At 54.2% G+C, this 12,457-nt stretch carries 10 protein-coding genes; 3 read left to right on the top strand and 7 right to left on the bottom strand.

The window, feature by feature from the left end:
* Nucleotides 1-838 (top strand): IS110 family transposase (locus tag KKO72_RS18430; protein WP_214942476.1); only part of this gene is annotated, 838 nt, incomplete at its 5' end.
* Between the two features lie 558 nt (nucleotides 839-1,396).
* On the opposite strand, the gene KKO72_RS18425 is transcribed toward KKO72_RS18430, so the two are convergent.
* The 3 genes from KKO72_RS18425 to KKO72_RS18415 all read right to left on the bottom strand — a co-directional run bounded on the left by KKO72_RS18425 (nucleotide 1,397) and on the right by KKO72_RS18415 (nucleotide 5,202).
* Nucleotides 1,397-2,890, bottom strand: coding sequence for a VWA domain-containing protein (locus tag KKO72_RS18425; RefSeq protein ID WP_214942472.1), 1,494 nt, complete (start codon nucleotides 2,888-2,890; stop codon nucleotides 1,397-1,399).
* Nucleotides 2,890-4,488, bottom strand: coding sequence for an AAA family ATPase (locus tag KKO72_RS18420; protein WP_214942469.1), 1,599 nt, complete (start codon nucleotides 4,486-4,488; stop codon nucleotides 2,890-2,892). The genes KKO72_RS18425 and KKO72_RS18420 overlap by 1 nt, the downstream gene beginning before the upstream one ends.
* A gap of 327 nt (nucleotides 4,489-4,815) precedes the next feature.
* Nucleotides 4,816-5,202: a HEPN domain-containing protein gene (locus tag KKO72_RS18415; protein ID WP_214942466.1), complete on the bottom strand. Its 387-nt coding sequence runs from the start codon at nucleotides 5,200-5,202 to the stop codon at nucleotides 4,816-4,818.
* On the opposite strand from KKO72_RS18415, the gene istA reads away from it, so the two are divergent.
* Nucleotides 5,195-6,718: an IS21 family transposase gene (gene istA, locus KKO72_RS18410; RefSeq protein WP_214942464.1), complete on the top strand. Its 1,524-nt coding sequence runs from the start codon at nucleotides 5,195-5,197 to the stop codon at nucleotides 6,716-6,718. The two genes, KKO72_RS18415 and istA, sit on opposite strands and share 8 nt — an antisense overlap.
* On the top strand, nucleotides 6,711-7,526 hold the full coding sequence (gene istB, locus KKO72_RS18405) for an IS21-like element helper ATPase IstB (RefSeq protein ID WP_214942460.1): 816 nt from the start codon (nucleotides 6,711-6,713) through the stop codon (nucleotides 7,524-7,526). The genes istA and istB overlap by 8 nt, the downstream gene beginning before the upstream one ends.
* A 534-nt stretch (nucleotides 7,527-8,060) precedes the next feature.
* Here istB and KKO72_RS18400 read toward each other — a convergent pair.
* The 4 genes from KKO72_RS18400 to KKO72_RS18385 all read right to left on the bottom strand — a co-directional run bounded on the left by KKO72_RS18400 (nucleotide 8,061) and on the right by KKO72_RS18385 (nucleotide 12,340).
* Nucleotides 8,061-9,161 carry an ATP-binding protein gene (locus tag KKO72_RS18400; RefSeq protein ID WP_251140772.1) on the bottom strand — a complete coding sequence of 367 codons (1,101 nt, stop codon included), beginning with the start codon at nucleotides 9,159-9,161 and terminating at the stop codon, nucleotides 8,061-8,063.
* Complete coding sequence (gene nosP, locus KKO72_RS18395) at nucleotides 9,145-10,302, bottom strand: nitric oxide-sensing protein NosP (protein WP_305849459.1); 1,158 nt, start codon at nucleotides 10,300-10,302, stop codon at nucleotides 9,145-9,147. Before nosP ends, KKO72_RS18400 begins: the two co-directional genes overlap by 17 nt.
* Nucleotides 10,303-10,401: 99 nt before the next feature.
* On the bottom strand, nucleotides 10,402-11,748 hold the full coding sequence (locus tag KKO72_RS18390; RefSeq protein ID WP_214942457.1) for an HD domain-containing phosphohydrolase: 1,347 nt from the start codon (nucleotides 11,746-11,748) through the stop codon (nucleotides 10,402-10,404).
* Between the two features lie 391 nt (nucleotides 11,749-12,139).
* Nucleotides 12,140-12,340, bottom strand: coding sequence for a diguanylate cyclase domain-containing protein (locus KKO72_RS18385; protein WP_214942454.1), 201 nt, complete (start codon nucleotides 12,338-12,340; stop codon nucleotides 12,140-12,142).
* Between the last annotated feature and the right edge of the window lie 117 nt (nucleotides 12,341-12,457).

The following is a 12,457-nucleotide window of genomic DNA, read 5'->3' as shown; positions in this document are numbered from 1 at the left end:
CATGGGTCACACCGTTAAGTTGATGGCCCCACAGTTCGTCAAGCCTTACGTGAAGACCAACAAGAACGATGTGGCCGACGCTGAGGCGATCTGCGAAGCGGTCACGCGCCCGAATATGCGGTTTGTTCCACTCAAGAATGTTGAGCAACAAAGTGTGCTCGCGCTTCATCGTGTGCGCCAGGGCTTTGTAAAGGCACGCACTGCCCAAGCTAACCAGATCCGCGGTTTACTAAGCGAATTCGGGCTAATCGTCGCGCAGGGGATGTCTCATGTTACCCAGCGCGTGCCCGAACTTATAGAAGATGCATCCAATGAACTGCCAGGGCAATTTCGCTTGCTCATCGAGCGTCTGCTGGAGCATCTCAAAGAGCTAGACCGCCAAGCGACTGCGATCGAAGCTCAGATTCAAGCCTGGCATCGGCAGAGCGATCTGAGCACCAGACTGGAGAAGATCCCGGGAATCGGGCCCATTACCGCCAGTGCCATGATTGCCACTATCGGTAATGCGAAGAACTTCGATAACGGCCGGCAAGTCGCTGCGTGGCTGGGGTTGGTACCACGGCAACACTCCAGCGGAGGAAAATCCAATCTGCTTGGCATGAGCAAGCGAGGCGATTGCTATTTGCGAACCTTGTTAATTCACGGGGCCAGATCCGTCATTCTTGCCTCCAACCGCAAGGCTGATAAAAATGGATGGCTGCATGAGTTATTGCAGCGGCGCAATCACAACGTGGCCGCTGTCGCTCTAGCCAACAAGAATGCGAGAACTATTTGGGCTTTGTTGGCCCACGATAGGGAGTTCCGGCCTGGTTACACACGCGATCTGGCCTTGTCGTAGTCAAGGCTGGCCAACAGGACCGAACACCAGCAACAGGGAGAACAGAACCACCGATTGCTCAGGCGATCATGAAGTGATGGCAAGACAGGTTAGACCGTGGTCGGCAAAACCCGCGAATTCCGCAGCACATTGAAGTGCGGCAAAGCGATTGAGGCGTCGGCCAGCGAACTCCATCAGGGACCGTGACCAAAAGTCACATCAAGAGTCCGAATGTACGGGTGCAATCTTTACCTTCTGATCATTATGAATTGAGAGCTTGGCATACCGGGGGCGTCCATGTACGGACTTCTGTCATATCAGATTCATGGCCTAGTAGCGGACATTCGAATAAGACTCAATAGGCGGGGGCGTTGAATAGCCGGAGTTCAACGGGAGCAGCCAATTGACTCAGCAACATGGGTAACGACTCTACGCCACCCAGCCGTCGTTCAGTGAAGGTGATTAAGTAGTATTGCGAATTCGGAAGCATGTCTTGGATAGGTTGGTCGATTCACAGCTCCTGCAGTATCCCGAACCGCCGATTCTCCGGCTCGCCTGCCTTGTCAATCGGAAGCATATTCACTGAAAGGAACTTCTTGCCACTCTTTTTTGAAAACCCACCAACTCTGTAACCTGGCTGCTGAGCGGGTCATAAATCCATTCATGATCGAACAACGAGCGCACATCCTGCGCATGGAAGCCCTCATCGATCACCAACGAGTGGAACCGATTTCCATTTAAGCGCTGTGCTTCAATGACATTCTGGATTTTGTCGGGCAGATGGCCCATGACAAAATCAGAAATCACGAGCAGATCGGCCTTTGCATACTGATCGCGCTGCATGGTGTCCAAGGCATGTTTCAGGGCAGGTGTGACGTCCGTGCCGCCATGGAATGACATTTGCAAAAAGCGCATCAACGACTTCATGTCGTTTTCCAAGCCGAGGTCCAGCGACTCGATGTTGGTCGAAAAATTGATCAGGTAGCAGTCTCGCTTTTGCTCACGTGCTTTGGTCGCCATGTACAGTGCCACCGCCTTGGCTATGGTCTCCGGCATTCCATGCATAGACCCACTGGTATCTAGGCAGATAACCATGGGACCCATCTTGTCCGTTTCGCTGGTGCGTTGCTCTGTCACGTATTCGTGCTGTTCACCGACCAATTGCAAGCCGCGCATGTCAAAGCACATTAAGCGGGACTCGAGGTACTTCATGTCAAAAAGAACGGACGTGTCCGAGTCGGCTAGCAGCGCCAGTTCGCTCGGCAAAGCGTGCTCCAGATCCCGACCCAGCCGTACCCCGATGATCTCTTCCCGTGAGTTTGGATCAGGCTGCCATACATCTTGTATGTGCACCGTGTTCACTTGCTCGATCCGCTCGGATAGTTCAATCTGACGGAGTTTTCCCAGCACATCACACAAGGCCTTCACGCCAGCATCGTTGGCAAGGTACTGCACCCAACGTTTGAACTGATCAATGTCTTGAGGTGAAAGCTGCCCTTGGGACAGGTCAATCAGGATGCCTGGCTCGAGTCCCAACGATTCGAGCTGGCGAGACAGCGTGTTTATTAACTCGAGGAGGGCTTCCAACTCATTTCGCAGGGTATCGCGTCGCCTAGCGATTTCTTGAAGCTCCCATTCACTAATGGCTCTATCTAGGACTTCTCTCCACCGGATACTAAGTAACCCGGCTGCAGTTTGAAGATGCTCGCGCGACTTGCCCTTGAGCTCCCTTTTGTCTTGACTCTCTGACGCTTCATCGCTTACCTGCTTGTGCCAGAAGGCCTGATCGAAAGGCTTGCCCGTCGCCTGGCATAACTCACCGAAGCATTGGGTGGCGGAACGCCATTCCTCTTCCTGAATCACTACCATGTCAACCTTGGCGACAAAGTCTTCCCAGTCCTGCTCATGCGATGCAAACGGGTTGTCAGCGGCCAATTCGAGCTGTGTACGTCTAGTCCACTCTTCAGCGCGGAATTTCACATGCTCTTCAGCGACCTGGGGCCACAAGGGAAACTTGGCTTGCAAGTCATCCATTAAGGTAATTGCCGCAGCTTTGGCTGCGTTCGCAGGCATCACTGACACAAGCTCAGAAGTCGCTCGCAGTCCAGCACCCGGAGATTGAGGCGCTCGACGTGCCCCAGGACGCCCTGGTATGCCAACTCTGTCTTGACTTCGGGAACGAAGGTGGATGCCATTGAGAGGCGGTAGGCTTCGACCCGGGCTTGAGCTTGATCCCGGACCGTTTCCAGCTCATTCTTGAGTTCGAGCACTTGCTGGGTCAGCGCCTTAACCAGTCGCTTGTTGACTCCTGTAATTTTGTCCCCTTTATGGAACAGAACACTTGGCGTGGCTTTAACGACACGGCGGCTGGCATACCCTTGATCCAATGTGATTTCGCACACACCTTGACCGTCGAATTTGCACGAAACATCTTGCAAGACGGCACCTTGAGGAGCAAGTGGATTGAATGCCTCTGAAGACTTCAGTTTTTCACACGGAATCAAGATTGATCTGATCTGACCACTCCGCAGTGAGTTGAAAGCTGGCACTTCAGCTTGAAAGTAAGGCTTTCCAGCATGCTCAACCGTGTCGTACAGGTCCTCTGAATGATATAGCTCTTGATGAATTTCCTTGTCGCAGGCATCTTTGGTACGATCAAGCGCTGCCAGGTCAGCATCGCCTTCAAACCCCGATTGCTGAACGGCAGTGGCCACGATCTTCGCAACAGCTTCACGGTTTTCGTTCGTCGTCCACAGGCAATGCTGCAACAGCAGCGCGTCGCTGTGATTCGTTTCCTTGCGGTCATTAAAGAATGCTGCCGCCTTCATCAGCATGGCAGCCCGTTGCCAGCGCCGGTCAGACACGTACACATTCAGTGTTTCGTGCTGATCCTGTAGTGCGTCTCGGATCATGTGGATGATGCTCAATGTTTCGTCGGACAGTCGAACGGACGACTGAATATCTCGACGCCAAGAATCCCACTCAGCCTGTTTGACAACCAACTCAACTGGCACTTTTACTCGGGCTTCTGTCGGAGGGCTGTTAAGCAAGTTGTTGAAGTGGTCTGATTGCGCAATCGGAGGCACCATCAACCGAACGATAAAGCGGTCATACAAGGCGTCAAGGCCCTGGTTGTCGTCTGGCGTTTCGTTAGACGCGGCGATCAGTGCTTTGAGCGGGGCGTCCTCGATCTGATCGCCATTGCGAAAGCGTCGCTCGTTGATGAGCGTGAGCAGTGCGTTCAGAATCGCTGGACTGGACTTCCAAATTTCATCTAGAAATGCAAACTCAGCCCTGGGTAAGTAACCTTCGGTTTTACGAACGTACCGGTCTTCTCTTAGCTCTTTGATAGACACCGGTCCAAACACCTCTTCGGGTGTACTGAACCGGTTCATCAGGCATTCGAAATAGGAGGGTTCTTCGAATCCGCAGGCAATGCGTCTCGAAATTAGGCTCTTTGCCGTGCCCGGAGGTCCGTAAAGAAAGGTGTTCTGCCCACTCAGTGCCCCCAGAAAGGACACCGCAACGATCTCCTCGCGCTCATACATCCCGACCGACAGGTGCCGAAGCAACTCCTGAATTCGTTTCTTTAGTATCACTTCACATCCCTGAAAAATTATCGATTCATTCGCCCTGAAGTCCTTCCCCAACAACTCAAATACTTGATGCAAAAGCTTACTGAAGGGAGAGACTGCAAGATAGACGCGCCGAATTTACAGTAAGTCTAGATGAGTCCGCTTTTGCACTTTCCACTACTACAAAAGTCATATGCCTGATATTGACTTGTAGCTATCGGTAGAACCGAATCTACTCAATGACTCCAGCCAGTCTTATGCTGATTTTTCGACTTAGCTGAGTGCACCAGATGGAAGTGACAAAGTCACTTCGTCAAAGCCGTCCTCGGCTAATGGCAGGACTGGGCCTCGAGAGGCCACATCAACTATTAACCGCTTTCGAGTGGGCTTGTATTGGCGCTCTGATTAAGCGAGCAGCGACAGTCACTCAGTGTCGAGAGCGCGTTCTGTTGCCTCGACAAGGCCTTTAATGAACCGAATGGCTTTGTCCAAATCTTCCCTCCTAACCAAGTGAGGTGCTGGAGCACCTGCAGCCAAGGGTTTAGATCGATGAACTGCATCGCCGCGGCGACCAATGAAATCGTCTAGTGTCTTCTTTGCTGTCGCCGGATCGTAATTCAGCCATTTCCATCCCGCTGTCACATCAACTTGCAGGTAATCGAGGAAAAGTTTCCTCGTCTTGTCTGATTGTTGTCGCCGACCGAAAATTGACAGTCTGAGATCGAGAGTGCCGATCCAAAATTGACAGGGGTGTTCCACTGCTCTGCTGAAACTTTCAGCGCGGGTTTTACAGGTGATCACCATGGACATGATTGGCAAGGTAAGGCGCATGAAGTTGCGCGACCAACTCTCAGATGGAGAGATTTGCAGACGAACGGGACTGGCCAGAAACACGGTCAAGAAGTGGCTCAAGGCCCCCGGCGACATAACCCCGAAGTACGAGCGCAAGAAAGCCGAGGGCAAGCTCACGCCGTTTGTGGCGGTGCTGGAGCAAGCACTGCGCACGGATGCACACAGAGCCAAGAGCGCACGACGCAGCGGCAAGGCGCTGTTTGCCCAAATCCAGGCCCAGGGGTACCGGGGCGGCTACAGCGCAGTTACTGACTTCATTCGCGCCTGGCGTGCCGAAAGCGTCAAGGACCCCACCAAGGCTTTTGTGCCGCTGAGCTTCGAGCTCGGCGAGGCCTTCCAGTTCGACTGGAGTGAAGAAGGCTTGCTGGTTGGCGGGGTGTTTTACAAGATGCAGGTGGCCCATCTGAAGCTGTGCGCCAGTCGAGCCTTCTGGCTGGTGGCCTACCCTGGTCAGGGCCACGAGATGCTGTTTGATGCGCACACCCGATCATTCCATGCGTTGGGTGGCGTTGCCAGGCGCGGTATCTACGACAACATGAAGACGGCAGTGGACAAGGTCAAGAAGGGCAAGGGGCGCATCGTCAACGCACGTTTCTCGGCCATGTGCAGCCACTACCTGTTTGACCCGGATTTTTGCAACGTGGCATCGGGCTGGGAGAAAGGCGTGGTGGAGAAGAATGTGCAAGACAGCCGTCGTCGCATCTGGATTGAGGCCGGCACCCGACGCTTTGGATCGTTCGCTGAACTCAACGCCTGGCTGGGTGAGCGTTGCCGCTCGGTGTGGGCGGACACGGTGCATCCGATCCACAAGCAGTTCACAGTGGCGGAAATGCTGGAGCTGGAGCGACCCCATCTCATGTCGATGCCCGTTCTGTTTGACGGCTACGTGGAAAAACCTGCACGAGTGAGCAGCACCTGCTTGGTTGCAGTGGCACGCAACCGTTACTCTGTTCCCTGTGAATGGGCAGGGCACCTGGTGAGCACACGGCTGTATCCCAACCGTGTGGATGTTGCATGTGCGCAAACCATCATCGCCAGTCATGCCCGAACACCAGGCGGCGGCCAAACGACATACGACTGGCAGCACTACATCGAACTGGTACAGCGCAAGCCCGGTGCACTGAGGAACGGGGCCCCGTTTCTGGATCTGCCTGCGCCATTGCAGCGCTTGCGCAAATCCTTGCTGCGACACCCTGGAGGGGACCGCACGATGGCACAGGTGCTGGCCAGCGTGCCACTGGCCGGATTGGACGCAGTCTTGGTGGCGGTTGATCTGGTGCTCGAAGCAGCCACACCCAACGGCAGCGTCAGTGCCGAGCATGTGCACAACGTACTTGCGCGGCTGAATGCACCACCAAGGCCTGAGCATGCACAGACCGCTCTGCAACTGACCCACCTTCCCATAGCTGATACCGCACGCTACGACCGCCTGCGTCCCACCCATAACGATGACCAGGGAGTCTTCCATGCATGATTCAGAACGCAATATTCAAAGCGAACTCAAAGCCTTGCGCTTGAATGGCATGGCCTGCGCCTGGGCCGAGCTCATGGAGCAGGATGGCGGCGCAACGATCCAGAGCTCACGCTGGCTGATCGAACACTTGCTCCAGGCCGAGGACGTTGACAGGCATATGCGCTCCATTGCTCACCAGATGAAGTCTGCACGCTTTCCTATCCATAGGGACCTTGCAGGCTTTGACTTCGACGTGTCGCAAGTCGACAAAGCGCTCATCAAGAAGTTGGCGGATCTAACCTTCACACAGGATGCGCAGAACGTCGTTCTGATTGGTGGGCCTGGCACCGGCAAGACCCATTTGGCCACTGCGCTGGGAATCTCTGGCTTGACCCATCACTCCAAGCGTGTGCGGTTCTACTCAACAGTGGATCTGGTCAACGCGTTGGAGCATGAAAAAGCCAAAGGCATTCCAGGACGCATAGCTCTGAGCTTGATGCGCATGGACTTGGTCATCCTGGACGAACTGGGCTACCTGCCATTCAGCCAAGCCGGAGGTGCTTTGCTGTTTCACTTGCTGTCCAAGCTCTACGAACACACCAGCGTTCTGATTACCACCAATCTGACGTTTGCTGAATGGTCCGCTGTGTTCGGGGATGCCAAGATGACTACGGCCTTGCTTGACCGACTCACCCATCACTGCCACATCGTCGAGACAGGTAATGAATCCTACCGATTCCGGCACAGCTCCAAAGAGGCCAAGAGCAAGATCAGATCCAGGGAAATGAATCGAAGAACCGACACCGCTCAGGAGGTGATAAACCTGTAAAGGGCTATAGTTATTCACAGTCAGCAGCCTAACTGTTGACTACAAGCCCCCTGTCAAAATTGGATTGGCACCCACTGTCAAGATTCAATCAGCCTCAACACAATGGGGATTGGGAGAGTTTCTGAAAGCACTAATACAACCAACGGTGGCATCGATAGCATGGTTCTGACTCCGACCCGCAAGAAGGTGAAGGCAGGGATTTTCAATTCTGCTATCCAACGATAGTTGCAAAGTGGAGAAGTTCAGAGGTGTGAGCAGCAGCGGAGTGACTACAGGGCTGTCTCCTCCGTATTGCGAATGCCTGGTTGCGATAGCGCCAATTGGTCCAGCACCCCCAGATGCTCAGTTTTCTGTCGGCGTCAACATAGGCGGACTAGCTTAAGCACACTTTACTCCAGGTGAGCCCGCAGTAGCCCCAGCTTTTCCTGTGGCGCAGTGCCTTCCAACTTAACGCGGGGTGGTCCGGGGCATTTTCATAATCGTTGTGCCATCCATCTTCACGGCGTCGAGATGGTGGACGTACTATTGCAGAAACTATTTCAACGACTGGTGGATAGGCAACCAGACAGTAAACGTGCTTCCCGCACCCAGCTGACTTTTCACATCGATTCGGCCACCGTGTTTGTCGATGATGCCGTAAGAGACGGACAGGCCAAGGCCGGTACCCTGACCAACCGGTTTGGTTGTAAAAAAGGGATCAAAGATCCGCGCCAACATGTCTTCGGGAATACCTTTGCCATCATCTGTCACCGAGACCCACACCTGCTCTTCGGAACAGCCACTTCGCAAGATGATGCGACCATGTTCGGACATCGCCTGTGAAGCATTGACCAGAAGATTCATGAACACCTGGTTGATCTGGGACGGATGGCACTCAACCTTGGGCAGCGTGCCCAACTCGCGGATGACTTCGGATTTGTATTTGATTTCATTCCACACCACATTGAGGGTGCTTTCCAGCCCGGCGTGAAGATCGGCCCACTCCCAGCTGTCGCTGCCGGTACGGGAAAAATCACGCAGATCCTGAACGATGCGCCGCACACGCGCCGTTCCTTCAATCGACTCCGAGATCAGCTCACCAATGTCTTGTCGCAAAAAATTCAGGTCAATGGAACGGGTGATTTCATCCATGTGTTTTTTGATGGATGGGTTGCCAGCCAGCAGTGGCTCGACCGATTGGGTCATTGCATCCAGCATACCCAGCAGATCCTTGACATAAATATTGAGTGTTCCCAGATTGGAGTTGACAAAGCCAATCGGATTGTTGATTTCGTGGGCAACACCGGCGGCCAGTTGCCCAATCGAAGCCAGCTTCTCGGACTGAACCACCTTGGTATGGGCGTCTGCAAGTTGTTGGATCAGGATGCGCTGCTCTTCTTTTTCACGCTGCAGATCCCGGGTGATTCGCTCGTTTTCATACAGCGCCACTTCCAACTCCTGGGTACGCTCGCGAATCTTTTTTTCGAGGATGACGGTCGTATGAAACAGGCCGAACTCCGACCCTTTTGCACTCATGTCACGCTCTGCGCGGTTCATGAGGGCGGTCACCATCTTGTTGAGGCGGACGACCTCCTTCTGCAAAGCAGCTGTTTCCGCGTGGGCGGCAACCGGCGCAGCGTCAATCGTCACAAACATCACGCAACCTGCCTATGGCAATGCCGGTGAAGGTCTGGTTCACATGGACACCGCCGAATTGCTCGCCATAGGTGCAGAACCCCACGGTGTTGTTGTGTTCCAGGATGGCCCCGGCAGCTTCCTTCTGATGCTTCTCGATCATTTCAATATTGCGCAGAATACAGTCGCACCCAATCGTCAAAGTGATCGGTCCGACCTCCTCCCGGATACGGTCAAAAGTCTGCGCCAAGTTGGCCAGCAAATCCACGCCGTGAGCGACGCGCAAAACCAGCCCTTCGTCGATGGCACAGAAAAATGTCAAAGGACCCGACGCGTCCACCTTTTGGATGGACCGCACATAGTCGGTGCCATCAATGACCACCACGACAGGCGAGGTGGCATAGTGTTTCGGCCCCAGTTCATTGACGTCGATGCCCACAATGCGGGCGTATTCCTCTGCTGCGGGCAGTCCATTGATTTCGGTGACGATGCGCCGGGCGATGTCAGCTTCAGTGACCACCAGCCGCTCATTGCCAGAGAGGAAATGTTGTGTCTTGAAAATCTTGAAAGGCACGGCTGTGTTGACAAGTGCCAGCACGGCGCTGTCGGCACGGAAGGAACCGTCGTGGTAGACCCAGGTGCGTTCGAATTTGAAGTCGTCGCCCGCCGAACCGCCGCACAAGGCGATGTCACCGAGCGCACTCTGAAACGTTCTGACCACCGGTTCCTCACGAATGGACAGGCCGTCAACCAGAAAAAAAGCAAAGGTGTTTGTGGACGAAACCACCTCCGTCTGGTTTTCCAACTGGCGTAAAAGGTCTTGGGTAAAGCCATGGCCCGCAGAAAACTCGAAGTTTTTGAGGTCCGGCATACAACCGACAGCCGACGTGAAGTCACGGGATGAAAAACTCATGCCAACAAGACTGTTGCTGCAATATCCCGACGGGCCGATTTCACCCGCGGTGGTACAGCCAATGACCTGGACACCCGCAAACAACTTGCCCATTTCATCTGCCAGAGCATCGAGATCGTAGGTGCTGGAGCAGAAAAAAATGACCAACCCCAAGTCCGCTTGCATCAGACCTGCGTGCAATTCTCTGACCGCCTGACGTGGTTCAGCGGCACACGAATGTGCACGTTTGATGGCTGAATTGGCACTCAAGGTTTTTCTCTCCTCGTTGTGTGGGCCGCTTGGCCAAGATCACTGGTCTGGCACGTCTCAAGCAATTATGCAACCGTGAACAGAACAGCGGGGGGTGAATCAAACACTGGGGCACACCTCCCCGAAACAGACCGTGATCGTCAGCTTGACGGCCGAAGATCGCTCAAAACTCACGATTTTTTCGATCACCGATTCATCCAAGACATGACCAGCGGTCAACAGCAGCAGCCCGGCTGGCGAGGTAAGGTCACGACAAAGCACCATGCCCGGCAACAGTTCGTGTGACTTCATGGATTTTGTGCAGGCCACGTTGCTGGGCAAATCATTGAGCGAAAAATCCCGATAGATGTCCAGAAACACCTCGACAACTTTTGGGTCGAAATGGCGACCACTGCGCTGATGAATCGCGGCCCTGGCTTCTTGTTGACTGAACTGACGTGGCTCCATCACACCAATCAGCCAGCTGTCATAGGCACTGGCGACAGCCAGAATGCGAGCCCCCATGGCAATCTGTCGGCCTTGTGTTCCCTGTGGATAGCCGGAACCGTCAAACCGCTCCAGCTGCGCACCAATGATCTCCACAGGCGATTTGAGCTCCACCAGTGGCATCAGCAACTGCTCTGCGCGAGCCGGGTGTTTGCGGTAGATCTCCAACTGGCGCGGCGTCATGTTGGCCACCGGGGTCTGCAGCAGCTCGTCGTCAAACCCCACCTTGCCAATGGCATGCAGCAGCCCGGCAACAAAGATCTCCTGGGTCTGCTTGTTGTCCAGTTCCAGGGCCACGGCCAGTTTTCGGGAAATATCCGCCACACGACGGGTGTGGCCCGCGAGTTTGTTGTCGCGCAACTCAATCAAGGCGGTGAACATCTTGATCGAGGTGAGGAAATTGTTCTTGAGCTTGTCGTTGGCGGTATTGAGAGCCAAATTGGACTGCTTGAGTTCGGCCGTACGCGCCTCCACCCGCAGTTCCAGGCTGGCGTTGATGGTGGTGAGTTCAGCGTTTTTGGCCAGCACCAGCGCTTCCAGGCGTTTTTTCTCTTTCACCAGCGCACTGCGTTCCAGCGCATCGCGTACCGTCAAGACAATGTCGTTGTCATCCCAGGGTTTGGCAATATAGCGGTAGATCTCCCCCCGGTTGATGGCGCCGACGATGGACGCCACATCTGCATAACCGGTCAACAGCAAACGCGGAACGTCTGGTTTGCGTTCACGCACGTGTTCCAGAAACACCACCCCGTCCATTTGCGGCATGCGCATATCGGAGATCACCAGATCCACCGACTCCGCTGCCAGAATGTCCAGGCCAGCCTGGCCGCTTTCCGCCGCCAACACCTGAAATCCGTGGGTTCTGAACAGGCGCCGCAGGGCCGACAAAATGCTGGGTTCGTCATCCACGCACAGGATAACGGGGCGCGTCGTTTCAAGTATTGCGGCTGTTTCGGTCATTTGTGACTAACCTGTATCCGGATACGTTGGCCCTATTGGTCTGAATTCCTCTACCAGTTGTCGGCTGTAATGCAACTTTCAGTGGCTCTAAGTAGGAACTCAGTGTACTGGCTGTCTAAGGATTGGTGTGAGGAATAAATTCCCTCAACCTTGCATAACAGGGATCTTTGAAGAATGGCTCCTATGCAAAGATTTCCATAAGCAGCGTTTCCTTAAAGCCACCAATACTTGCTTTTGGCTGAGCCAATTCCATGAATTTGAAGGCTGGTCTACCGCCCTACATAGGCTTTGGCAACGTTAGCACTGCGCCCGGCGGCACACTCGGTTTGCCGGAAAATCACATTGGTCCGTCTTTGTGCCCCCTTAGGCGACAACCGTCAGCCCGATGTGCTCACCCCGCCTCAGTATCCTCTGTGCTTGCAGTCGAGTTTCCACCCGCAAAGGCATAGCCAGACTGGGTATGCTTGGCGCGGTACATCGCCTCATCGGCATTCCTGATCAAAGCATCTACCGTGGTGCCATCTCTCGGATAGATCGAGATGCCAATACTGGTGTTGACCCTGAGTTCACCTCCGCAGTCAATCAATTGCACTGATTGACTGCTTCAGCACGGTCACCGGCTAACTCGGCAATTCGGCGTTATGTGACAACTAAAAAACCACCGTTTAAGAAACCGAAACCAGAAGTTCAGCCCATCGAATAGCTCGCG

The sequence above is a fragment of the Rhodoferax sp. U11-2br genome, from assembly GCF_018619435.1.
Classification (GTDB): Bacteria; Pseudomonadota; Gammaproteobacteria; order Burkholderiales; family Burkholderiaceae_C; genus Rhodoferax.
This window is presented reverse-complemented; position numbering and strand designations above follow the sequence as displayed.

Bases quoted from the DNA above. Each gene is read 5' to 3' on its own strand.
- KKO72_RS18425 (WP_214942472.1), bottom strand. From the start codon at position 2,890: ATGCCTGCGAACGCAGCCAAAGCTGCGGCAATTACCTTAATGGATGAC.
- istA (WP_214942464.1), top strand. From the start codon at position 5,195: ATGGACATGATTGGCAAGGTAAGGCGCATGAAGTTGCGCGACCAACTC.
- KKO72_RS18415 (WP_214942466.1), bottom strand. From the start codon at position 5,202: ATGTCCATGGTGATCACCTGTAAAACCCGCGCTGAAAGTTTCAGCAGA.
- istB (WP_214942460.1), top strand. From the start codon at position 6,711: ATGCATGATTCAGAACGCAATATTCAAAGCGAACTCAAAGCCTTGCGC.
- KKO72_RS18400 (WP_251140772.1), bottom strand. From the start codon at position 9,161: ATGTTTGTGACGATTGACGCTGCGCCGGTTGCCGCCCACGCGGAAACA.
- KKO72_RS18390 (WP_214942457.1), bottom strand. From the start codon at position 11,748: ATGACCGAAACAGCCGCAATACTTGAAACGACGCGCCCCGTTATCCTG.